This window comes from Flavobacterium sp. RSP15 (genome assembly GCF_003968755.1).
GTDB lineage: Bacteria > Bacteroidota > Bacteroidia > Flavobacteriales > Flavobacteriaceae > Flavobacterium.
Genome location: NZ_RYDL01000006.1, coordinates 166,851 through 190,735, shown reverse-complemented (window position 1 = coordinate 190,735; position 23,885 = coordinate 166,851). Strand labels below are relative to the sequence as shown.

Genomic DNA, 23,885 nt, shown 5'->3' with positions numbered 1-23,885 from the left:
TAAGAATCAATCAATATCTTTGTACTTTATTTAAACGATGCTATGTCTAAAAAATTTTACATATTGTTACTAGTTACGCTTGGGTTCTTTATGACTCCAAGCGTAGCTATTGCGTGTGGAATAAAAGCAGAGAAATCGTGTTGCAAAAAAGAATTTTCTTCAAAAACGGAGCAAAAAGACTGTTGTAATAAAGAAAAAAAATCAAATAAAGGCTCGCATGATGGTTGTAACGGTGCTTGTAAGAGTATTTCTTGTGGCAGTACAGCAATTCATTTGGGTTTAACATCCATATTTAACACGGAATTAAACAAGCAAATTTTTAGTTTTTCTACTGAAAAACAAAATTATTATTACTCGGAAATCTTTATCTCATCCCATTTCCGTTCTATTTGGCTTCCACCTAAAATAAGCTAAATTTCTTTTTTGACAGCCAAACGACTGTCTAGTTCAAAGCAGTACATGCTTTAAAAATCAATAAATTTTAGTCAATTGCAGTTTAAAACAGAGCCTCACAAGCAATTGTTTTCAATGGTTTTTACGACTAATTCACTTCAAAATAATATCAAAAATGAATTCAATAAAAAAAATATTGATGGCAACTACTCTGTTGCTTTCAATCACAATCAGCCATGCGCAAATTAAAAATGCTACAACAGAAACGGTAAAAATATATGGCAACTGTGAGATGTGTAAAAGCACCATAGAAACTACAGGTAACCTGAAAAAAGCAGCGAAAGTCGAGTGGAATAAAGACACCAAAATGGCAACACTCACGTATGACTCGACTAAAACAAGTCAAGACGAAATCCTGAAACGCATTGCTTTAGCAGGGTATGACAGTGATAAGTTTCTTGCTCCAGATGCTGTTTATGACAAACTACATGGCTGTTGCCAATATGAAAGAGAAGCAAAAGTAGCCGTTTCTCCAGCAACGAAAATGGAAACCGTTACTACAGAAAATCATGCAGCTCACGCCAATCACTCAGATAATGCAGTTACAAAACAACAAGTAGATACTACATTAAAAGCTGTTTTGGATAGCTATTTTCTTTTAAAAGATGCTTTAGTGAAAACAGACGGAAACAGTACTTCCTTGAAAGCGAAGGATTTATTAATGGCAATCAATTCCGTGAAGATGGAAACACTAAAATCGGAAGAACATATTGTTTGGATGAAAGTTTTGAATGACTTAAAAGAACATTCTGAGCATATTGGTGATACAAAAGATATTTCTCATCAGAGAGATCATTTCATGGATTTATCAAAATCGATGTATGAATTGATAAAAGTGGCTAAATACGAGACTCCGGTTTATCTTCAGTTTTGTCCTATGGCAAATGGCGGTAAAGGAGCCAACTGGTTGAGCAAAGAAAGTGCCGTTAAGAATCCGTATTACGGTTCGCAAATGATGACTTGTGGAAAAACGGTCGAGACGATTCAATAATTATTTAAAGGAAAATAAAATGAAAAAAATAATTCTGGTAGTAAGTGTAATAATCAGTTTTTCAACGGCTAATGCCCAGATAAAAATTGGAGATAATTTACCTGATTTTGAACTTAAAAATAATAAAGAGGCCACTGTAAGTTTGGCTTCTGCAAAAGGGAAAACCGTCTTAATTGACTTTTGGGCTTCTTGGTGCGCACCGTGTAGAATGGCCAATAAAAAGCTGGCCCCTTTTTACAATCAGTATAAAACAGAAAATTTCGAAATTATAGGGATATCCCTGGATACGGATCAAGCGAAATGGATAAGTGCCATTCAAAAAGACAAATTAGAATATGAGCAGTTGATTGACCCCAAAGGGTTTGATGCGCCATCGGTTTTAGTCTTTGGCGTAGAGCAGTTGCCTAGTGCCTACCTTTTTGATGCAGCAGGGAAACTGGTTGCTGTAAATCCAACAGAAGAACAAATTTTAGTGCAAATAAAAAAATAAAATACGATGAAAAATATAAGTATAAAATTAATTGGTATTGTTTGTTTGGTTTTGATGGCAAGCATGAAGTCCTATTCTCAAATTTCAAAAGCAGACATAATTGCAACGGGTTTAACGTGTTCCATGTGTTCTAATGCAATTAACAAACAGCTAAAGGCCATGACTGAAGTAGACAGCGTCAGCACAGATCTAAATACGAATACGTTTACTGTTTATTTGAAGAAAAATAACACAATAAGTCCAAAAACTTTAAAAACGAGTGTCGAAAAAGCTGGCTTTTTTGTGGGTTCCATGGTGTTGACAATGGCTTTCGATAATTTAAAAATAGAAGACAACCTAGCATTGAAAAATGGTCAACACACCTTTATATTCGTTGATGTGAAAGCAAAGACAATGAACGGGGAAACAAAGTTAAAAGTAGTTGATAAAGGTTTTGTTACTCAAAAAGAGTATAAAAAAACACTTAAAACATTATCGAAATACCCTAGTTATCTGGTCGAAAATGAAAATAATTTTCACCTTAAAACAATTTAATATGAGTTATTTACGCTTTGCTGTCCTATTCCTGATATCGGCTCAAATGCAAGCCCAGGAATTATTTGTTGTTACGGATCCTGCCAGTAATATCCCTGCAAATTCATTGAGTGTCAGAGTGTCACAATCCCTTTTTGAGAAGCAATTTAATGAAGGGTACAACTATCATTTGATGCCGGAAGTGACCTATGGTTTGAATAAAAATTTGATGGTTAGGGCTACCGCATTTGTCAGTAATAGAAACAGTCAATTGGTTACAGAGGGAGGCGGTTTCTATGCCAAATACCGGTTTTTCTCGACGGATGATTTAAACAGTCATTTTCGTTTGGCTGCTTTCGGAAGGTATAGTTTTAATAACGCGGACATTCATCAGGATCAAATTGAAATTATGGGGCACAATACGGGTTTTGAGACTGGATTAGTGGCTACGAAACTGATAAAAAAAGTAGCAATTAGTTCGTCGGTAAGTTTTGAAAAGGCATTTGATAATAAACCAAATTATCCTTTTCCAAGTGAATTAGGCAATAACGCCACGAATTATACCTTGTCTTTTGGCAAACTGATGTATCCCAAAAAATACACCAGTTTTAAACAAACAAATATTAACCTGATGGTTGAATTTGTTGGGCAAACTATCAATGAAAATGGAAAATCGTATCTTGATGTGGTTCCGGCAATACAATTTATTTTCAATAGTCAAGCCCGTTTGGATTTGGCTTACCGGAGGGAAATTATGAGTTCTATGATGCGTACAGCACCCAATGGAATTTATTTAAACTTAGAATATAATTTTTTTAATATCATAAAATAAATAGATAAAGCTCAGATTTATAACAATGAATAGTTGTTTTAAATAAAAGTAAATTTGTAATTATAAAAAAATACAATGAAAAAAATAATGCTTTTGTCCTTAATAACGGTCTTTATCACGGTCTCTTGTGGCCAGAAAAACAAAGAAGCTACAGCTACAAGTTCTGGAAAAACAGAAAAAGCTACGGAATTATACGCCTGTCCTATGCATCCAGAAGTTACTGGTGCATCCGGTGGAGAATGTTCAGAATGCGGGATGGAACTAACCGAGAAAGTGGTGCAAACAATCCCTACTGAAAAAGAGCTAACTCTTGTTGAAACCAAGGTAAAATCCGGTGCTGTGCTCAAAACGGAGAGTGCTGACAAAACGACTTTTCCAACCGATGCTATTGTATCTAATTATCTCAAAATTAAAAATGCATTAACCAAAGACGATTCAAAAGGAGCAGCCATCGCGGCAAAAGATTTGCATGCTATATTGAATAGTTCCAGCGCAACTTCATTAGACACCAAATTAAAAAATAAATACAATGCTTTTGTTGTGGATGCCAAAGTAAATGTCAAACATATTGGGGATAATGCCGGTAAAATGGAGCATCAAAGAACGTATTTTTCGTTATTGAGCAAAGATGTTTTTGATTTGATAAAAGCCTTTGGAACCAAACAAACAGTATATCAGGATTACTGTCCCATGTATGGAGCAGGAAAAAACGGGTATTGGATCAGTGAAACCCAAGACGTCATCAATCCCTATTTTGGTGCGGAGATGCTAAATTGTGGCAGGAGAATAGGAGCAGTTCAATAACGATGAAATTCTATATCAAAAAGATGGTAGGTGGTCGCTGTATAATGGTTGTGAAATCCGAGCTCGAAAAACTTGGAATTTTTCCTATTTCGGTGAAGTTAGGAGAAGTCGAATTAGTAGAAAATAACAGACTGTAAATTGATAGGTTGTAAAACTTATAAATCATTTCCAAAATTCTGCAACAAGTTAAAATAGTAGGGTATGTACCTTTGTTTAGTAGCAATGTATCTTTAGTTTAATATTTTAATAATAGAAAAAAAGAAAACATGAATTATCGTACTAAGTGTATTCTTAGCTGTGAATTCCATGGCATCAGCTCAAGAAGCGAGGAAATCTTCCCAAAAGGAAACCCATAAAGAAATGTATGCTTGTTCAATGCATGTAAATGAGATAAGCAGTAAAGAAGGAGAGTGCAGTAAATGTGGAATGAAATTAGTAAAAACACTAAAACACGACACATCAGGTAAAGAAAAAAAACAGAGGTAGTTTCAAAGTACGTTTGCAAAATGGACGGTAAGTAGCAACCACTGTATAATGTCGTGTTTTAAAATTAGACAAAATGATGCAACAGATTGATTTTAAACTACTATTTACAATATTGCTCCTTTTAACTTTATGACGTTTAAACTTTTGACTTACTCAGTAATGCAATTATAATTAAATAAAAAACAAGAAAAATGAAAAATGTAGTTCTTTCGACCATAGTAATGACACTAGTAATGGTTTCGTGTAACCAAAAAAAGGAAGATTCTGGCGCAACAAATCCTGAGAAAACAGAAAGTGTTTCGCAATTATATTCATGTTCGATGCATCCTGAAATTACAGGAAAAAAGGGAGATAAATGTTCTAAATGCGGAATGGAATTAACCGAGCCGGTTAACTAAAATGCAAAAAATATCCCAACTACGTTCGTTGAAACTAATATAGAAACAACGGTTGTAGCGACTCCTCAATCTTCTTTTTCTATCACCGAAATAGTAAATAATTATCTATAACTTAAGAATGCACTTGTAAAGGATGATCCCAAAGGAGCGGCAAACGCTGGGAAAGCTTTATATGCGACTCTAAATGCTATAGATTCAAAATCACTAAATGCGAAATTGAAAATGGAATATGTTGATATTGCCGATGATGCCAAAGAGCATGCGGAACACATTGGGGGTAACTCTGGTAAATTAGAACATCAAAGGGAACATTTTGCCATGTTGAGCAAAGACATAAATGATTTGATAAAAACCTTTGGAACTACTCAAAAATTGTATCAGGATCATTGTCCAATGTATGATGAGGGGAAAAGTGGTTATTGGATAAGTGAAAATAAAGAAATCAGAAATCTATATTATGGTGCTCAAATGCTTACTTGTGGATCAGTAAATATTCTTCCAGAAAGCAAGGGAATAAATTAGATCGAATTATCAAACAAATAACGTCTAATGAAATGCCTTTGACTTCTTATACGGTAATTCATAGAAATGCAATCCTTACCGGGATTCAAAAAGAAGAAATAATCCACTGGATAGATAAAATGAAAGACAGTCTTTCATCAAAACATTAAGCTATTATGGTAGAAAAATTAATATCATTTTCACTAAGAAACCGAATGGTCGTGTTGATTGTTTCAGCCTGTTTATTCGGCTGGGGAATTTACAGCGTGCAACAAAACCCTATTGATGCTATTCCTGACTTGTCCGAAAATCAAGTCATTGTTTTTACGGAATGGATGGGAAGAAGTCCTCAGGTGATCGAAGACCAGGTTACATATCCATTGGTTTCCAATTTACAGGGAATACCCAAAATCAAGAATATTCGGGCCTCGTCCATGTTTGGGATGAGCTTTGTCTATATCATTTTTGAAGATAATGTAGATCCATATTGGGCAAGAACCCGTGTGTTGGAACGACTGAATTATGCACAACGCTTATTGCCTGCTACTGTTGTTCCCACGCTGGGTCCTGATGGCACTGGGGTAGGTCATGTTTTTTGGTACCATTTGGAAGTCGATGGAATGGATTTGGGAGAGCAACGTGCGTTGCAAGATTGGTATGTGAAGTTTGCTCTGCAGACTGTTCCCGGTGTAGCCGAAGTGGCATCCTTTGGAGGCTTCGAAAAACAATATCAACTAGTTTTGGACCCTTTAAAAATGCAGTACTATAATGTCAGCATGATGGAGGTGATGAAAGCGGTCAAAACTAGTAATAATGATGTGGGCGGAAGAAAATTTGAAATGAGCAATATGTCCTATATCGTTAGGGGATTGGGCTATATTAAAAACATAAAAGATGTTGAAGACATTGCCATCAAAAATTACAATTCGGTTCCTGTGAAGGTGAGTGATATTGGTTCTGTTCAAATGGGTGGAGATTCACGTGTTGGGATTTTTGATGCCAATGGCGAAGGGGAAGTTGTGGGAGGAATCGTGGTGATGCGCTATGGAGAAAACGCCGATAAGGTTATAAACGCCGTTAAGGTTAAAATGAAAGAAGTTGAAAAAGGATTGCCAGAAGGCGTTTCGTTCAAGACTTCCTATGATAGAAGTGAATTGATAGAAAAAGCAATCGAATCTGTTAAGGGAACTTTGATAGAGGAGATGATTGTAGTGTCCGTTATTGTTTTGCTGTTCCTTTTTCATTGGCGAAGCGCACTAATAATTCTAATCCAGTTACCCATATCCGTTGCAATAGGGTTTATTTTACTAGAGGCTTTTGGAATTTCATCCAATATTATGTCCTTAACCGGTATTGCGCTGGCAATAGGTGTTGTTGTCGATGATGGAATCGTAATGGTAGAAAATGCCTATCGGAGCATCTCTGAGAGACAGGAAGAATTAGACAACAATCATTAATCAACAGCGATGAAAAAATTATTTAAAAAAATATTCAAAAAACAGCACGATCCGCTGCCTCCTGAAGAAAGAATGAAGCTGATCGAGGATTCCTCAAAATTAGTTGGACCAGGCGTGTTTTATTCCACATTAATTGTGATTGCTTCTTTTTTACCCGTTTTTCTATTGACGGGGATGGAAGGGAAATTATTCAGTCCGCTGGCCTGGACAAAGTCGTTTATATTAATTGTCGATGCCTTTTTAGCGATTACATTGACTCCAGTTCTGATTAGCTTTTTGCTAAAAGGAAAACTTCGTCCTGAAAATAAGAACCCAATCAACAGAAAACTTGAAAGTATTTATACACCCATTTTGACTTTTTGTCTGAAATGGAGAAAATCGGTGCTGGTAGTAAATATCGTTGCTTTGTTAATTGGTGGATTGATGTTTACCAGGCTTGGATCCGAATTTATGCCACCTTTAGATGAAGGTAGTATTTTATTTATGCCGGTAACCTTACCTGATGTTTCTAATTCTGAGGTAAAACGAATATTGCAGGTTCAGGACAAATTGATAAAATCGATTCCGGAAGTTACCCATGTTTTGGGAAAAGCGGGTAGGGCCAATTCGGCAACGGACAACAGCCCAATAAGCATGATTGAGACCATTGTTTTGTTGAAACCTCATAATGAATGGAGAGACGGAAAAACGAAAAGTGATATTGTAACGGAAATAAACAATAAGTTACAAATTCCTGGAGTTACAAATGGTTTCACACAGCCCATCATTAATAGAATTAATATGCTTTCTACCGGTATCAGAACGGATGTGGGAATAAAAATATATGGTGCCAGTTTAGACACTATTGATGTTTTATCCCAAAAAATTAAAAAAGCATTGGAGGGAACCGAGGGAGTGAAAGATTTATTTGCAGAACCTATTACCGGGGGGAAGTATATTGACATAGTCGCCAAGCGAGAAGTGATAGGCAGGTATGGTCTTAGCGTGGATGATATCAATAGTGTCGTTGAAGCAGCTATTGGCGGGATGACATTAACAACAACTATCGAAGGCAGAGAGCGGTTTTCTGTCAATGCCAGATATGCACAAGAATATAGAAATAGTCTGGAGTCACTAAAAAAACTTCAGGTTCAGACAATGGAATACGGACCGATTCCTCTCGAGACTGTTGCGGAAATAAAAATAAGCGATGGGCCTCCAATGATTAATAGTGAAAATGCCATGTTGCGTGGGAGTGTTTTGTTTAATGTTCGGGGTCGCGACTTAGGGAGTACCGTAAAGGAAGCCCAAGACAAGCTGAATGCTATGATCCTTAAAATGCCAAAAGGGTATTATATGGAATGGAGCGGACAATGGGAAAATCAAATTCGGGCTAACAAAACATTAAGCCTGATTTTGCCCCTAGTCATTATCATCATTTTCCTGATTTTGTACTTTACCTATCGCTCCATGAAGGAAGCATTCATCACCATGATTACGGTACCTTTTGCCTTGATTGGAGGAATTTTTATGGTTTACTTTTATGACATCAATTTATCAGTGGCTGTCGCAGTTGGTTTCATTGCTTTGTTTGGCTTAGCCATTGAAACTGCAATGTTGATTACCATTTATTTAAATGAAGCCATGGTCAAAATGGTAGAGAAACATGGAAACAGTAGAGAGACACTAACAGAAGATATTTTACGAGAGTATATTATTTTCGGATCTGCAAAAAGATTGCGTCCCAAGTTAATGACGGTATCAGTCGCTTTGTTTGGATTAATCCCCATTTTATGGTCAACTGGTACGGGGGCTGATGTAATGATCCCGATTACGGCTCCACTAATTGGAGGCACAATTACCTCAACCATATATGTATTATTAGTGACGCCAGTTGTTTTTGAAATGACAAAACTACGTGAATTAAGAACAAAAGGTAAAATAGAGATCATCGATGCAAAACATTAAAAAGTATATCATTATAAGTTGTTTGCTTATAAATGCTGTCGGAATGGTAGCACAAACACTTTCGTTGGATGCCGTTTTGGGTAAAATAAAAACCAATAATCCACAGTTAAAAATGTATGATACGGACATTCAAAGTATGGATGCTGCGGCAAAGGGAGCAAAAAGTTGGATGGCACCTCAAATTAACACTGGTTTGTTTATGACGCCTTACAATGTAAAAATGTGGAAAGGGGACGAAATGAATCCGGGAATGGGTGCTTATATGCTTGGCTTTACACAAATGATTCCCAATGCTTCCCAACTCAGGGCCGATTCTGATTACATGAACGCGATGTCTTCGGTAGAAGCTGAAAATAAAAATTTCACCGTCAATCAGTTGAATGCTTTGGCCAAAGCCAATTATTACCAATGGTTGGTCTTGGATAAAAAAATAAAAATCGCCAATGATAATTTATTGCTTTTGGAATACATGATAAAGAGTATGGAAATACGCTATCAATACAACATGGACAAACTACCAACGTACTACAAGGCTAAATCGCAATACAGTGGATTGCAAAGCATGTTGGTCATGTTGGAAAATAACATTGCCCAAAAAAGAATCGTACTGAACACCTTAATGGCAAGGGATAAAAATACGGACTTTGAAATCGATGCTACCTATACATTAAATGAATTTGATCTCATCGAATCAGACAGCACCTCTCTTTCTGAAAATCGAAGCGATGTACAGGCGATCGAAAGAACAAAGGAATTGAATCAGTTGAAAATTGAAACAGAAAAATCGAAATTATTACCTGAGTTTGGCGTGAAATACGATCATATGTTTGCCTTTGGCGACCGTCCGCAGCAATTTACATTAATGGCTATGGTCAGCATTCCGATGCCTTGGTCTACAAAAATGAATAAAGCGACGATTAATAGCATCAAGATAAAAAACGAAAGTCTAGAATGGCAAAAACAAATGATCCTGAATGAGGCAACGGGCATGATTTCAGGGATGCAAACGGAATTAAAAAATCTAAAAAAGCAATATGATATTGCCGAAAAAAGCATCATTCCTGCCTTGCGAAGAAATTATGACACGGCAATTTTGGCCTGGCAAAATAATACGGGCGATTTGTTTGTCGTGCTGGATTCATGGGAAGCGTTAAATATGGCGCAGATCGACAAATTAGATAAACTTCAGGCGATTTTGAATACTCAGGTGGAAATCGAAAAACAACTTGAAACGAAATGATTATGAACAAATATTTAAAATATAGTTTGTTGGCTATCGCGGTTCTGACTGTTGGATTCACAATTTATTATTTTGTAGAAAAATCGAATAATCAAACTACCCATTTTCATAAAGAGGAGGTTTATACTTGCTCTATGCATCCTCAAATCATAAGAAACGAACCTGGGAATTGCCCTATTTGCGGAATGACTTTGGTGAAAAAAGTGAGCGAAAAGCAGCCCGAGGAAAACCATTCGATAGAACACTTATTGCGACCTACGGATCAATTTGTCGTGGGGAATTTTCAAACCACCACGCCTATAGATACGACAATAAGCAGTGAGCTGCATGTGCCGGGACTTGTTGCTTACGACCCTAATTCGTCGGTAAACATAGCTGCAAGAATCAGTGGCAGGATAGAAAAAATGTATGTGAATTACAAGTTTCAAAAAGTGAATAAAGGTCAAAAATTGTTTGATTTGTACAGCCCAGAATTACTTACTGAACAGCAAAATTATATTTATTTGATAACCAATGATCCAGAGAACGCTTCAATCATAAAAGCGTCAAAGCAAAAATTGTTGCTTTACGGAATGAGCGGACATCATATTAATTCATTGGCTGCAGCCAAAAGGGTAAATCCGGTAATTTCTATTTATAGTCCAAGTACTGGAATTGTAGAGGGAACGGAAAGCATGGGCAAAAGCACAACAGGGAATATGCAAAGTGCGTGGACAACAACAACTTCTTTGGCTTTTAAGGAAGGAGATTATATTAAGAAAAACGAGGTGGTTTTTAAGTTAATGAATACGGATAAAGTTTGGGGTGTTTTTAATGTAATGCAGGGTTACAATAGTCTGGTAAAAGTCAATCAGCCGATTAGAATTTCGTCGGAGTTAGATGAAAAGGATTATTTCAACGCAAAAGTGAACTTTATTGAGACGCAACTCAATCAAAGCGAAAAAACCAACCGAATCAGAGTTTATTTAAATAATAAAAATCTGAAATTCCCTGTTGGTTTGCGACTGCAGGGAATTATAGAAACAAATCCAATAAAAGGAATTTGGCTCAGAAAACAGGCTTTGGTTAGCATTGGGACTAAAAAGATAGTTTTTGTCAAAAAAGAGAATGGGTTTAAAACTGCAATAATAAAAACAGGTATCGAAATCAATGATTTTGTTCAGGTTATCGAAGGAGTCTCTAGCCGCGATACCCTCGCCAGGAACGCGCAGTATCTAATTGATAGCGGAAGTTTTATAAAAACGGAATAATTATGAAAAAGATAAAAATAATAGCGTTTCTATTTATGGTCTTCGTTTTGGTCTTCGCCTGCAACGGCAAAAATGAGGAAGAGCATAGTGAGCATCAGGCAGAAGAAAATATTTACTATACCTGTTCAATGGATCCTCAGGTTAAGGAGGACAAGCCAGGGAAGTGCCCTATTTGTCAGATGGACTTAACGCCAATGAAAAAAGACAATTCTGCTTCTAATGAGATTATGCTCAGTGACCAACAGATGAAATTGGGAAATATCAGTGTACAGATGATTTCTGAAACGCAAACGAGTCTGATTGAAAACTATACAGGAGTTTTGGTGATGGACCAGCAGGCAATGAATACTATTTCTGCAAGGGCTATGGGACGAATCGAGAAATTATACTTTAAAACGGGGGGAGATTATATTCAAAAAAACCAGGCCGTTTACCAACTCTACAGTGAAGATATAGCCATAGCCAAACAAGATTATTTTGCGGCATACAAACAACTGTCCATGCCCGGCGATTTTGGTAAAAACGCAAAAAGTATGTTGAATGCGGCCAAGCAAAAGCTATTGTTCTTTGGCTTGTCCAACGGCCAAATTGAAAGTATTAAAATCAGTTCCCAAATTTCGCCTTACACTATTTTTTACAGTACCTATAGTGGTTATGTTTCGGAAATTACGGCAACTGAGGGAAGTTATGTTATGGAGGGCGCTGCCATAATTAAAGTGGCTAATTTAAGTACTCTCTGGCTTGAAACACAAGTAAATGTAAACTATGCTAAAAGTTTAAAAATAGGACAGTCTGCCATACTGTCTTTTGCGGATTATCCTAAAAATGACATAAACGCTAAGATTTCGTTTATTAATCCGGAGATAAATCCAGACTCCAGATTACTTTTAGTCAGAATGGAAGTGCCTAATCCGAATTTGCGTTTAAAACCAGGAATGCAGGCAGTAGCCAGATTAACGCAGTCCAATCTAAAAGGTATCTTTATTCCTACAGATTCAGTTATCAGGGAACAAAACGCCACCTATATTTGGGTCGAAAAAAGCCATGGAATTTTTGAAAATGTAATGGTTGAAACCGGAGCGGAATCGAATGGAATGATTGAAATCAAATCAGCGTTAGATCCAAATAAAAAAGTGGTCATTAGCGGAGCTTACGCTATTAATAGCGAATATAAATTCCGCAAAGGCAGTGACCCCATGGCAGGAATGAACATGTGATGAAGTAAGGACCTCACGGATTTTTACGCTTTTGAAGCGAGCTGAAAAAGTAATCTATGTCTATTGTAATGCTAGTGTTAATTGTTTAAGGGGCCGAATTAGAAATTTGGGCTTATCTCGTGTGATGATATTTTATTTTGACTTCATTTACTCAAAAATTACTTTGTCCTCGTTTTCAAACCATGATTTGTAAAATTCCTGATGGATTTTCTCGATTTCGTTACGTTTTACCTTCATAGTTGGCGTCGTTAATCCGTTATCTATACTCCAATCCTCTTTCATAATGATTACTTTCTCGATCTTTTCATGCTTTTCAATATGCGGGTTTATTTGATTCATCGTTGCAACTAATCCAACACATAATGATGTTCTGGATTTGGTTTTTCCTAATTCTGACAAGGTAATCAGCGCTATCGGTTGGGGAATTCCAGTTCCCACAAGACAGATTTGGTCAATATCCTTATTTATGGATAGTTTTAGTTCCAATGGTGCAGGAGAAATATATTTGCCTTTGTCTGTTTTAAACTGGTCTTTCACCCGGCCTGTAATGGTCAAAAAACCATCGTGGTCATACTGTCCGATATCTCCCGTTTTGAAAAAACCATCCTCATCAAAAACGGAAGCTGTGATTTCAGGGGATTTGTAATAGCCTTTCATTAAGCACTTGTTTTTGATACAAATTTCACCTTCTGAAGATATTTTAACGCTTACGCCGGCAACAGCTTTTCCTACAGTGCCAACTCTATTGTCTGTTGCTATATTAAAATGTGAAATAATAGTGTCTTCAGACATGCCGTATCCCTCTAAAATTGTAATTCCAATAGTTTCAAACCAATTTACTAAACTTGGAGCTATTGGTGCCGCTCCTGATATAATATATTTCGCGTCGCGCAAGCCTAATTTCTGTTGTAGTTTTTTCTTGATAAATCCCTTTACAACAGGAATTTTCAACAGCGTACTTAATTTTTTTTGTGGAATCTTCTCTAATATTTTTTCTTGAAACTTGGTCCATATTCTGGGTACCGCAAAAAAAAAATTAGGTTGTACTTTTTCTAAATCTGACGCGATACTTTGCAAGGATTCTGGAAAAGCTACTGTTGCCCCAATCGCAATACTTATATTTTCCAATACACGTTCTGCTATATGAGCAATTGGTAAGAAAGAAAATAGTTTGGAATTATCCTCTAAAGGAAACCGCGCGTGAATAGCTTTAACACTTTCCATAAAATTATTAACCGTATGCATTACTCCTTTTGGATCTCCTGTTGTGCCTGACGTATAAATGATGGTATACAAATCGTCTGGTTTTTGGATATAAACGTTGGTTATTTCTTGCCCATTTGAAATTATGTCTTCCCAAAGAGTGCCATTATTAGCACCATAAACACCTACGCAAATTTTGTGTATGTCTGGAAATCCCGATTGTTGAGATTCCAAATCGTCCAACTTACCTATAATAATAGCCTTACTTTCACTATGGACTAAAATTTGATTAATAGAAGAGGCATTAAGTGACGGATAAATAGGTATGGAAACATGCCCTGACATCATGATGGCTATATCTGCCATATGCCAATGCGCACAGTTTTTAGAGATTAAGGCAATATGACTCCTTTCCGGTAGATTAAAGTTTTTTATAGCATTGGCAATCTTACGGGACTCTTCTCCTACCTGGGCAAAAGTATAGTTAATAATCTTGCCGTTAAGAGGTTGTTTTAAAAAAACTGAGTTTGGCATTTTATTTTCCCAATATTGAAAGGCTTCTAAAGGTGAATTAAAGTTTTGCATAGAATTGTGTTTAATTGTTTTTTTGGAGAAGAATAGATTTTTATGCTGTTGTTAATTTCTTACACAATTCACTATTGGGGAGATATTCGCGCAAATATAATCTTTTTATTAGAAAGCATTTAACAAATGTATTCCCGATAAACCGTATCATTTATTTTGGTATGGGATGAGCTGCTTTTGCTGTCTTTATTCGTTAAAAGTTCTTAAAGTTCCACAAGCTTCCCCCTTAACATAATTAAGTAAATTTGTAATTCTTAGGAAAAAATGAAACAACGCTAAACTGCTGCTGCTTGCTTGTCTCTAAGGATGCGGTTTACTTCGTAAGTTCTCTTCATCCGTATGCAAATCAGAGGAGTAGGTTTGGGGAAAGTCAGATCATTTTTGTAAATGTAAGTTTCAAATACGTGCTTGGTAGCGCTTTAAATAATTGATATTCGATAAAAAGTTACTTTTTTATCCTTAAAAGGACGAACTTTGATAAAACGTTGTAAAAAAAACTTTATAAATGAAGTTATACATAAAAAACATGGTTTGTGGTCGTTGTGAAGTGGCCGTGAAAGCAGAGTTGGAAAAAATGGAGCTCTCCGTTATTTCTATAAAATTAGGCGAGGTAGAACTATCCCGAGAATTAAAGGAATCTGAAATAGAAAGTCTTGCAAATAATCTTAAGAACCTTGGTTTTGAAATGCTAGAAGATGAAATAAGCAAGACGATTGAGCAGATTAAAAACGGTATTATTGATTTAGTTCATTATCGAAATGAAAAAATAAAAATTAATTTATCGACTTATTTATCGGAACATTTGAGTCAAGATTATAGCACTCTGAGTAAGCTGTTTTCAGAAATCGAAGGAATTACAATTGAACATTATTTTATTGCCCAAAAAATTGAAAAAGCAAAAGAGTTACTTGTTTATAATGAATTTACTTTAAGCGAAATAGCGATTAAACTCAACTATAGCAATGTAGCCCACTTAAGTAATCAGTTTAAAAAAGTGACCGGTTTTACACCAACATACTTTAAAAAACTGAAAGAGAATACCAGAAAGCAAATTGACAGTTTATAAATCTTACAAATCACTACCATAATTGTGTAACAACAGATAGTCATTTCATTCGGATATTTGTATAGCTAACTTAATACAGCTTCAAAATGAAACATACCTATTCAATCACTGGAATGTCTTGCGACGGATGTCGTAGCAAGGTGGAGAAAACATTGAACGCCATCGATGGAGCTGATGCGGTCGTTTCTTTAGACGCTGCAACCGCGACCATAACAATGGAAAAACACATTCCAACTGAGAAATTACAAGAAGCACTTACAGCTGCTGGAAAGTATACCATAGAGATGAGCCATCCTAAAGAGCAATCTGACAATATAAAAAAAGAAGCGGAGGTGAAATCCTGTTGCGGTAATGATAAGCATCAGCATGCTGAGAGTAAAATGGAGGAAAATCCTAGCACTCCCGGGAAATATTATTGCCCCATGCATTGCGAAGGGGACAAAGTGTATGACAAACCAAGAAGATGTTCGGTGTGTAATATGTATTTAGAAAAAGAATCTGAAGCAAAGGAAAAGACAATCGAGAAATCGTGTTGCAGTTCGAATAAACCACAAGAGAAATCAACCGTAATTTTACCCGCTACTGCGCAAGGCAAATACTATTGTCCGATGCATTGTGAGGGGGAAAAAGTCTATGATAAACCGGGAAGTTGCCCTGTGTGCGGAATGAATCTGGAAAAAGTTCCCGAATTGAGTGTTGCAAAAACAAGGTACACGTGTCCGATGCATCCCGAAGTAATCAAAAACGGTCCCGGTTCCTGTCCCATTTGCGGAATGGATTTAGTACCAATGGAACCCACCGCTTCTGAAGAAAATAAAGTGTACAATAACTTAGTCCGCAAAATGAAAATAGCGGTAGTTTTTACAGTTCCCATTTTTATTATTGCCATGTCAGATATGATTCCGAATAATCCAATAATGAAAATTATGGATTTAGAAAAGTGGAATTGGGTACAATTATTATTTTCACTTCCTGTCGTTTTTTATGCGTGTTGGATGTTTTTTGAGCGTGCATGGAAATCTATAGTTACTTGGAATCTCAATATGTTTACGTTGATTGGAATTGGTTCTGGAGTCGCTTTTCTGTTTAGTTTGGTTGGATTGTTTTTTCCCGCTATTTTCCCGGATGAATTTAAAACGGATAACGGAGCGGTTCATCTTTATTTTGAGGCTACAACGGTGATATTAACGTTGGTTTTATTGGGGCAATTACTCGAAGCCAGAGCGCACAGTCAAACTAGTGGAGCGATAAAAGAATTATTGAAGTTAGCGCCAACCGAAGCTGTTTTGGTTAGCAATGAAGGGGATAAAGTGATTTCGATTCATGATATCAAAAAAGGAGATTTATTGCGGGTAAAACCGGGAGATAAAATTCCGGTGGATGGCAAAATTACCGATGGAGAAAGTACTGTTGATGAATCGATGATAACAGGTGAACCCATTCCTGTAGATAAAAAAACAGGCGATAGTATTAGCTCCGGAACCATTAACGGCAATAAATCCTTTGTGATGATTGCTGAAAAGGTAGGTTCGGAAACGGTGCTTTCGCAAATTATACAAATGGTCAACACTGCCAGTAGGTCTAAAGCACCAATCCAGAAACTAGCGGACAGAATCGCTAAATATTTTGTACCAATTGTAGTTGGGGTTTCCATAATCACTTTTTTTGTTTGGGCACAATTTGGTCCTGAACCCGCACTGGTGTATGGATTTATCAATGCGATTGCAGTATTAATTATTGCTTGTCCGTGTGCCTTGGGATTGGCCACGCCCATGTCCGTGATGGTTGGTGTTGGTAAAGGAGCGCAATCTGGAGTTTTGATAAAAAATGCCGAAGCGTTAGAGAATATGAATAAAGTAAATGTGCTGATTACCGATAAAACAGGAACCATTACGGAAGGAAAGCCTTCTGTTGAAAAAGTATTCTCTTTAAATAATGAAGAAGATTCTTTGTTGCAAAGTATTGCTTCTTTAAATCAGTATAGCGAACATCCTTTGGCGCAAGCCGTAGTCAATTTTGCGAAAGCGAAAGTAGTTTCATTAATCGAAGTCAAGGATTTTGAAGCGATTTCCGGCAAAGGAGTTATTGGAACCGTAGTCGATAAAAAAGTGGCGCTCGGAAATAAAAAATTGATGGAGCAGGTAAATGCCACGATTTCCGAAGAATTAGAAAATAAAATTATCGCCGAACAGAAACTCGGAAAAACGGTTTCTTATATTTCAATTGACGGAATTGCGGTGGGATTTGTCTCGATTACAGATGCCATCAAAGCCACAAGCGTCACAGCTATAAAAGAACTGATGCGTCAGGGAGTTGAGGTAATCATGCTTACCGGTGATAATGAAAATACTGCAAAAGCAGTGGCTCAGGAGTTGCATTTGAGTTCGTATAAAGCGGGTTGTTTGCCTGAAGACAAGCTCAAAGAAATTAAACGATTGCAAGCCGAAGGAAAAATTGTAGCCATGGCAGGTGATGGAATCAACGATGCGCCGGCTTTGGCACAAGCCGACATAGGAATTGCCATGGGAACAGGAACAGATGTGGCTATCGAAAGTGCCAAAATAACGTTAGTGAAAGGCGATTTGCAAGGAATAGTGAAAGCCAAAAACTTAAGTCATGCGGTGATGCGAAATATTAAGCAAAATTTATTCTTTGCCTTTTTCTACAATGCGCTTGGAATTCCAATTGCAGCGGGTGTTTTGTATCCGTTTTTTGGCGTGTTGCTTTCGCCAATGATTGCGGCTTTGGCCATGAGTTTCAGCTCTGTTTCAGTAATTGCAAATGCGTTGCGATTGCGTAATTTAAAATTTTAATTATGAAAAAATACTCCATAATAATTATACTCTTGCTTTTTGCTTGGAATGCTGAAGCGCAAAAAGTAGTTCGGTATGATTTATATGTTCGGGATACGATTGTCACTTTTGGCGATACACCCAAAAGAGCGATTGCCGTAAACGGACAGATTCCGATGCCGACACTCACGTTTACCGAAGGCGATATTGCCGAAATTTATGTACACAATGAATTAAATGAAGATACTTCACTGCATTGGCACGGATTGTTTTTACCCAATAAAGAAGACGGCGTGCCTTATTTGACTCAAATGCCAATAAAACCGCATACCACCCATAAATATACGTTTCCAATTATTCAACACGGAACACATTGGTACCACAGTCATACGGGGTTGCAGGAACAAATTGGGATGTACGGTTCCTTTGTTATGAACAAACGAAATGAGGATCCAACTTTTAGAGCAGGAATTGATGATTTACCAACCGTTCCAATCATTTTGAGTGAATGGACGGATTTAAATCCAAAAAATGTCCATCGGATGCTGCACAATGCAACCGATTGGTTTGCAATTCAAAAAGGAACTACCCAGAGCTATGCCGAAGCCATAAAAGCAGGACATTTTAAGACAAAAATTACCAACGAATGGAAACGAATGAATGCGATGGATGTAAGCGATGTGTATTACAATAAGTTTTTGATCAACGGCAAAAATGAAAGTAAAATAGATGGCGTTTCTTCTCCCCTTTCCTTTGGAGAGGGGTCTGGGTTGAGGAAGTTCAAAGCGGGAGATAAAGTGAGGTTGCGGATTGCCAATGGTGGCGCTTCTACTTATTTTTGGCTGACGTATGCCGGTGGAAAAATTACCGTGGTGGCCAGTGATGGAAACGATGTGGAACCAGTTGAAGTCGACCGATTAATTGTAGCTGTTTCTGAAACGTATGATGTTGTTGTAACGATTCCAGCAGATAAAACGGCGTATGAATTTTTAGTTACTTCGGAGGATAGAACTAAATCAGCTTCGTTGTATTTAGGAGATGGAATCAAGCAATTGATGTCGCCTTTGCCAAAATTAAAATATTTTGAAGGAATGAAAATGATGAACGGCATGATGAAAATGAATGGCGATTTAGATGATATGGGAATGAAAATGTCGCTGAACCAAATGGATATGAATGTAGTAATGTATCCTGAAATTACGGGGCCTATAGATTCTAAAGAAGGAACACAACAAGAAGTGGAGATGGATCATTCGTCTCATGATATGGGAAAAATGAAAATGGAGGCAACCGCTCCGAAGATGGATGGTATGAAAATGACGGAGGAAGATTATAATAGTAATGCATTATCTGATATTACTACCTTAAATTATGCCATGCTGAAATCACCCACTATAACAACGCTTCCAACTCCCCCTTCGGAGGCTGGGGAGACAAAAGAACTACGGTTTGAATTATCAGGAAATATGAATCGCTACGTGTGGAGTCTGGACAATAAAGTGGTTTCTGAAGCCGATAAAATTTTAATTAAAAAAGGAGAGAATGTTCGAATTGTACTCTTCAATGGTTCCATGATGCGCCACCCGATGCATTTACACGGGCATGATTTTAGAGTCCTGAATGGTCAGAAAGAGTTCGCTCCCATGAAAAACATCATCGATATTATGCCGATGGAAACCGATACGATTGAGTTTAATGCGAATGTTAAAGGCGATTGGTTTTTTCATTGTCACATTCTCTATCACATGATGGCGGGAATGGGTCGCGTTTTTAGTTATGAAAATCAAGAGCCAAATCCTTTGATTCCAAATCCAAAATTAGCGCAACGCAAATTATTTGCCGATGACAGAGCCTTCCATGTGATGGCTGAAAATGATTTTGCCACCAATGGGAACGATGGAATGCTGATGATTCAAAACACGCGTTGGAGTATTGGTACCGAATGGCGTTTGGGTTATACCGATCATCACGGGTATGAAACGGAAACGCATATTGGACGATATTTAGGGAAAATGCAGTGGTTAATGCCATTTATTGGTTTTGACTGGCGGTATCGAAAAATGGAAATAGGAGCAATGGAAGAGAATCTTTTTGGGCAAACCAATACCAAAGACAATCGCGCCGTTTTTAGTGCCGGAGTCGAATATACCATGCCAATGCTGATTAAAGCACAAGCCGAAGTGTATACCGACGGGAATTTCAGGTTGCAATTTGAACGCATGGATATTCCGGTTTCTAAAAGATTGCGCATGAATTTAATGTGGAATACGGACAAAGAATACATGGCGGGATTGCGGTATATAGTCAAGAGAAATTTTGGAATTACCACGCATTATGACAGCGATATGGGAATGGGTTTTGGATTGAGTTTGAATTATTAAAAACGGAATACTTTGTTTTTATAATTTTGGAAAAAATAGAGTGCTATGGTACAACTTTCAGAAATCTGGATTTATCCTGTAAAATCATTAGGTGGAATTAAATTGCAAAAAGCTCAAGTGACCGATCGTGGTTTGGAACACGACCGCCGTTGGTTGTTGATTGATGAAAACGGAATGTTTCTGTCGCAAAGGGAACATCCGGAATTAGCTCTTTTTCTACCTGAAATTATAGGGAATTTCCTGAAGATTACACATCGCATGCAGTTAGAAACAATACAATTTCCGCTGCAGCAATCTTTTTCGGAAGCCGAAACTAAAATTGATGTGATGGTCTGGGAGGACTCCATTCAGGCGTATGAAGTAGATTCAGTTGTTTCAGATTGGTTTTCTCGAATATTGGGATTTTCGGCTCGTTTGGTATACATGCCTGAGGAAAGTCACCGAAAAGTAGAGGCTAAATATGCCGTTACGCAAGCTGATATTAATTCTTTTTCGGATGGCTATCCTTTTTTGTTGATTGGTCAATCGTCATTGGATGATTTGAATTCCCGTTTAAAAAAAGCACTGCCGATGAATCGGTTTCGACCTAATTTTGTTGTTACAGGAGTTGACGCTTATGAAGAGGATTCTTGGAAAGAATTCACAATAGGTGAGCTGACTTTTTTTGGAGTGAAACCTTGCGGGAGATGCGTAATGACAACTGTAGACCAAGAAAAAGGAGTGACATCAGGAAAAGATCCTTTGCGGACTTTGGCAAAATACAGGACATCGGGAAATAATGTGTTGTTTGGACAAAACTTGATAGGTTCTGGAACTGGTCTTGTTGCTGTTGGTGATGCTATTACCATTTTGATTTCTATTTAAATGGCCTTTTCTTTTCGTGAATATGAGGTAATCCGTTGACTAAGTTTCCAGATTTCTTACTCAAATTTATTGCTTACTGAAATAGTATTAATAGTCGGGAGACGCTGCAGAGCAACCCGACTTTTAATGCTATTCTTGTTCATCTCTTGTGTGTTACAACGTATGTACAAGCAATCAAATCAATCTTTTTTATGTTGTTCCGTGTGATTTTGGTTTCCGTTAATCATATGATCTTCCATGTTCATTCCGTTTGACCTTTCGATCATCAATGCAGTAATAATAGCATGATTTTTCTTTTAGCCAAAGAATTGGGCGTTTAGATTGCTCCAAACGTGTTTTAAATACTTTGACAATCTATTTAATTTGCATTATTGATATGTTGTTGAACGTTCTCAGGTTTTATTAGGATTTTGGAGCTCGAAGACCATTTACTTCCGGATTATTAGTACCCAATTCTTTACTGTACTCTTGAACCTCCTTTATTTGAAAAACGTAAGTCGTTTGTCTTTAACGGCATCCAAGCGAAGCATTTTATAATCCAGCACATAATTTTGGTAAATACGCCAAGGTGCTTTGTTTCCCTGACTAGGAAGCGTATTCGCTGCTCTGTTAATGTAGCCGCTCTTCAGGTTGAGTAGTGGAACCGGTTTTAAATTTGTCTCGACTACTTTTGCCTGCACCGCTTTATAATGGTGTTTGTCCAAATAATTTAAAACCCGAGATATATATTCGCTGGTAAGATCACTTTTCAACGTCCACGAAGCATTGGTATAGCCAACAAAAATAAAGAAATTGGGGAGTTCGCTTAACATGAGGCCTTTATAGACAAAAGATTTAGAAACATCAAAAGGTTGCGAATCCAGTTGAATTTTTACGCCTCCAAACGCCACTAAATCAAGTCCAGTTGCGGTGATTATTATGTCGGCGGCCAGTGTCTTCCCCGATTTTAGTAAAATCCCATTTGCTGTAAAACAATCGATATGATCCGTAACTACCGCTGCGTTCCCTTTTCTGATGGCTCTAAAAAAATCTCCGTTTGGCGCAATGCAAAAACGTTGTTCCCATGGATTGTAATTGGGTATAAAATGAGGGTCCACGGGAAAGTTACCCAAAGCCTTTTCAGCCCCTTTTATAATGAATTTTTTCATTGCCTCTGGAAAGAACTTGCACAGATTAAAAAAGACAATAGCGTAGAAAATATTTTTATAACGAATCAGTCTATAAGCTACTTTTTTTGGAAACAGCCTTTTGAGGCGAGCAGCAATTTTGTCTTTATTGGGCAAAGCAGCAATATAGGTTGGCGATCGTTGCAGCATAACAACTTGTGCCCCTTCGGCGGCAAGCTCCGGAAGGATGGTCACAGCAGTGGCGCCGCTGCCAATTATAACCACTTTTTTATTGGCAACATCTAATTTTTCAGGCCATTTTTGAGGATGGACAATTTTACCTTCAAAACGGGATTGGTCCTTAAATTCAGGAGTGTACCCTTTGTTATAGTTATAATAGCCGCTACAGCTAAAGATAAACTGGCACCTATAAACTGTTTCTTCTTCCGTGACAGTATTTACGGTAGTGACCGTCCATGATTTTTTTTCTGTATCGAAGTTATAAGAAAGAGCGCGTTGATTGTAGATGATATGATCGCGTACTTTATATTCGTCTGCGGCTTCATTCAGGTATTTTAATATAGAAGGCCCGTCAGCGAAAGACTTTTGATCCTCCCATGTTTTGAAGGAATACCCAAAAGTATACATATCCGAATCGGAACGGATTCCAGGGTATTGAAACAAACTCCAGGTACCTCCAAGTTCCGTTCTTGCCTCTAAAATAACATAGTTTTTGTCTGGATTTTTACGTGACAAATGACACGCAGCGCCTATACCGGATAAACCCGCTCCTATTATAATAATATCGATATGATTAGTATTCATGTTTTTATTTTAGAATTAAATGCTGTTGCAAAATACAAAATTGTAGCAATAAAAAAACACCATTACATTTTCATAAGTAACGGTGTTTGTAATTGCTATGAAAACCTTTTGAAGTGAAAAAGAAGGGGTTTTTATTAGGATTAAACGACAGATTTATTTTTCAATAAACAGGATGTAGCGTTGAGGTCATTCTTTTGTCCAACTAATAATTTGGTTTTAAAATTTCCAGGTCTATCAGATATAGTGTCACTAAGGTTAGCGCGGTTTTGTAAACCGTGCCCACCGGCGCATGCAGATAAAACAAGTCAGAAAAGCTATATCCTTAAAGCGGCATAGCTTTTACATTTTAATGTCAGTTTTTTTTATGGTTTTGTTAGCTTTCTTTCTTCGGCTACCTACTAAGTGTTATAATTACCAATTGGAATGGGCACGGTTTGCAAAATCGCGCTATCTGTTAAGGAGAAAATTTAGTGTATTTCCGAGC

18 protein-coding genes and 2 pseudogenes are annotated in these 23,885 nt (G+C 37.2%); 18 read left to right on the top strand and 2 right to left on the bottom strand.

Translation table 11 applies throughout. The features are described from left to right. Positions 1–42: 42 nt before the first annotated feature. The 14 genes and pseudogenes from EKM00_RS09030 to EKM00_RS08960 all read left to right on the top strand — a co-directional run bounded on the left by EKM00_RS09030 (position 43) and on the right by EKM00_RS08960 (position 12,579). Positions 43–414 (top strand): hypothetical protein, encoded by a 372-nt coding sequence (locus tag EKM00_RS09030; protein WP_126515952.1) that lies wholly within the window; start codon positions 43–45, stop codon positions 412–414. A 154-nt stretch (positions 415–568) separates the two neighbouring features. Continuing rightward, complete coding sequence (locus EKM00_RS09025) at positions 569–1,444, top strand: DUF3347 domain-containing protein (RefSeq protein ID WP_126515951.1); 876 nt, start codon at positions 569–571, stop codon at positions 1,442–1,444. Between the two features lie 19 nt (positions 1,445–1,463). Next, positions 1,464–1,934, top strand: a complete 471-nt coding sequence (locus tag EKM00_RS09020) for a TlpA family protein disulfide reductase (protein ID WP_126515950.1) — start codon at positions 1,464–1,466, stop codon at positions 1,932–1,934. A gap of 6 nt (positions 1,935–1,940) precedes the next feature. Beyond that, entirely contained in the window at positions 1,941–2,468 is a 528-nt protein-coding gene (locus EKM00_RS09015; RefSeq protein ID WP_126455698.1) for a heavy-metal-associated domain-containing protein, read from the top strand. A 1-nt stretch (position 2,469) separates the two neighbouring features. Beyond that, a complete protein-coding gene (locus EKM00_RS09010; RefSeq protein WP_126455696.1) occupies positions 2,470–3,279 on the top strand; it encodes a hypothetical protein in 810 nt (269 codons plus the stop codon). Between the two features lie 75 nt (positions 3,280–3,354). Further along, entirely contained in the window at positions 3,355–4,083 is a 729-nt protein-coding gene (locus EKM00_RS09005) for a DUF3347 domain-containing protein (protein ID WP_126515949.1), read from the top strand. A 306-nt stretch (positions 4,084–4,389) separates the two neighbouring features. Continuing rightward, entirely contained in the window at positions 4,390–4,569 is a 180-nt protein-coding gene (locus EKM00_RS15180) for a heavy metal-binding domain-containing protein (protein ID WP_370453929.1), read from the top strand. Between the two features lie 191 nt (positions 4,570–4,760). Beyond that, complete coding sequence (locus tag EKM00_RS15260) at positions 4,761–4,967, top strand: heavy metal-binding domain-containing protein (RefSeq protein ID WP_126455690.1); 207 nt, start codon at positions 4,761–4,763, stop codon at positions 4,965–4,967. A gap of 123 nt (positions 4,968–5,090) precedes the next feature. Beyond that, positions 5,091–5,489 (top strand): annotated as a pseudogene (locus EKM00_RS15255) (DUF3347 domain-containing protein); the annotation flags it as partial. After that, the gene (locus EKM00_RS08985; RefSeq protein WP_158614754.1) at positions 5,444–5,638 is read left to right on the top strand and encodes a heme-binding domain-containing protein; all 195 of its coding nucleotides are present in this window, start codon (positions 5,444–5,446) and stop codon (positions 5,636–5,638) included. The pseudogene EKM00_RS15255 and the gene EKM00_RS08985, both read left to right, overlap by 46 nt. 6 nt (positions 5,639–5,644) lie before the next feature. Then, a pseudogene (locus tag EKM00_RS14940) lies at positions 5,645–8,872 on the top strand (efflux RND transporter permease subunit). A 43-nt stretch (positions 8,873–8,915) separates the two neighbouring features. Continuing rightward, positions 8,916–10,112, top strand: coding sequence for a TolC family protein (locus EKM00_RS08970; RefSeq protein WP_233592268.1), 1,197 nt, complete (start codon positions 8,916–8,918; stop codon positions 10,110–10,112). Between the two features lie 2 nt (positions 10,113–10,114). After that, a complete protein-coding gene (locus EKM00_RS08965; protein WP_233592267.1) occupies positions 10,115–11,362 on the top strand; it encodes an efflux RND transporter periplasmic adaptor subunit in 1,248 nt (415 codons plus the stop codon). 2 nt (positions 11,363–11,364) lie between these two features. Beyond that, positions 11,365–12,579 (top strand): efflux RND transporter periplasmic adaptor subunit, encoded by a 1,215-nt coding sequence (locus tag EKM00_RS08960; protein ID WP_126455680.1) that lies wholly within the window; start codon positions 11,365–11,367, stop codon positions 12,577–12,579. 147 nt (positions 12,580–12,726) lie between these two features. Here the strand turns inward: EKM00_RS08960 and EKM00_RS08955 are convergent, their stop codons facing one another. Beyond that, on the bottom strand, positions 12,727–14,367 hold the full coding sequence (locus tag EKM00_RS08955; protein WP_126455678.1) for an AMP-binding protein: 1,641 nt from the start codon (positions 14,365–14,367) through the stop codon (positions 12,727–12,729). Between the two features lie 505 nt (positions 14,368–14,872). Between EKM00_RS08955 and EKM00_RS08950 the strand changes: the two genes are divergently transcribed. The 4 genes from EKM00_RS08950 (at position 14,873) to EKM00_RS08935 (ending at position 21,470) form a co-directional block, all read left to right on the top strand. Beyond that, positions 14,873–15,433: a helix-turn-helix domain-containing protein gene (locus EKM00_RS08950; protein ID WP_126455676.1), complete on the top strand. Its 561-nt coding sequence runs from the start codon at positions 14,873–14,875 to the stop codon at positions 15,431–15,433. 86 nt (positions 15,434–15,519) lie between these two features. After that, positions 15,520–18,246, top strand: a complete 2,727-nt coding sequence (locus tag EKM00_RS08945; protein ID WP_126515945.1) for a heavy metal translocating P-type ATPase — start codon at positions 15,520–15,522, stop codon at positions 18,244–18,246. 2 nt (positions 18,247–18,248) lie between these two features. Next, the gene (locus EKM00_RS08940) at positions 18,249–20,606 is read left to right on the top strand and encodes a multicopper oxidase domain-containing protein (protein WP_126515944.1); all 2,358 of its coding nucleotides are present in this window, start codon (positions 18,249–18,251) and stop codon (positions 20,604–20,606) included. Positions 20,607–20,651: 45 nt separating this feature from the next. After that, a complete protein-coding gene (locus tag EKM00_RS08935; protein WP_126515943.1) occupies positions 20,652–21,470 on the top strand; it encodes an MOSC domain-containing protein in 819 nt (272 codons plus the stop codon). 479 nt (positions 21,471–21,949) lie between these two features. On the opposite strand, the gene EKM00_RS08930 is transcribed toward EKM00_RS08935, so the two are convergent. Then, positions 21,950–23,401: a flavin-containing monooxygenase gene (locus tag EKM00_RS08930; RefSeq protein WP_126515942.1), complete on the bottom strand. Its 1,452-nt coding sequence runs from the start codon at positions 23,399–23,401 to the stop codon at positions 21,950–21,952. Positions 23,402–23,885: the final 484 nt, after the last annotated feature.

What these genes read in the sequence shown, in the direction of transcription:
- EKM00_RS15180 (WP_370453929.1), top strand. Translation starts at nt 4,390, where the DNA reads ATGGCATCAGCTCAAGAAGCGAGGAAATCTTCCCAAAAGGAAACCCAT.
- EKM00_RS09025 (WP_126515951.1), top strand. Translation starts at nt 569, where the DNA reads ATGAATTCAATAAAAAAAATATTGATGGCAACTACTCTGTTGCTTTCA.
- EKM00_RS09030 (WP_126515952.1), top strand. Translation starts at nt 43, where the DNA reads ATGTCTAAAAAATTTTACATATTGTTACTAGTTACGCTTGGGTTCTTT.
- EKM00_RS08950 (WP_126455676.1), top strand. Translation starts at nt 14,873, where the DNA reads ATGAAGTTATACATAAAAAACATGGTTTGTGGTCGTTGTGAAGTGGCC.
- EKM00_RS09020 (WP_126515950.1), top strand. Translation starts at nt 1,464, where the DNA reads ATGAAAAAAATAATTCTGGTAGTAAGTGTAATAATCAGTTTTTCAACG.
- EKM00_RS09015 (WP_126455698.1), top strand. Translation starts at nt 1,941, where the DNA reads ATGAAAAATATAAGTATAAAATTAATTGGTATTGTTTGTTTGGTTTTG.
- EKM00_RS15260 (WP_126455690.1), top strand. Translation starts at nt 4,761, where the DNA reads ATGAAAAATGTAGTTCTTTCGACCATAGTAATGACACTAGTAATGGTT.
- EKM00_RS08955 (WP_126455678.1), bottom strand. Translation starts at nt 14,367, where the DNA reads ATGCAAAACTTTAATTCACCTTTAGAAGCCTTTCAATATTGGGAAAAT.
- EKM00_RS08935 (WP_126515943.1), top strand. Translation starts at nt 20,652, where the DNA reads ATGGTACAACTTTCAGAAATCTGGATTTATCCTGTAAAATCATTAGGT.
- EKM00_RS08945 (WP_126515945.1), top strand. Translation starts at nt 15,520, where the DNA reads ATGAAACATACCTATTCAATCACTGGAATGTCTTGCGACGGATGTCGT.
- EKM00_RS08930 (WP_126515942.1), bottom strand. Translation starts at nt 23,401, where the DNA reads ATGAATACTAATCATATCGATATTATTATAATAGGAGCGGGTTTATCC.
- EKM00_RS09010 (WP_126455696.1), top strand. Translation starts at nt 2,470, where the DNA reads ATGAGTTATTTACGCTTTGCTGTCCTATTCCTGATATCGGCTCAAATG.
- EKM00_RS09005 (WP_126515949.1), top strand. Translation starts at nt 3,355, where the DNA reads ATGAAAAAAATAATGCTTTTGTCCTTAATAACGGTCTTTATCACGGTC.
- EKM00_RS08965 (WP_233592267.1), top strand. Translation starts at nt 10,115, where the DNA reads ATGAACAAATATTTAAAATATAGTTTGTTGGCTATCGCGGTTCTGACT.
- EKM00_RS08970 (WP_233592268.1), top strand. Translation starts at nt 8,916, where the DNA reads ATGGTAGCACAAACACTTTCGTTGGATGCCGTTTTGGGTAAAATAAAA.
- EKM00_RS08960 (WP_126455680.1), top strand. Translation starts at nt 11,365, where the DNA reads ATGAAAAAGATAAAAATAATAGCGTTTCTATTTATGGTCTTCGTTTTG.
- EKM00_RS08940 (WP_126515944.1), top strand. Translation starts at nt 18,249, where the DNA reads ATGAAAAAATACTCCATAATAATTATACTCTTGCTTTTTGCTTGGAAT.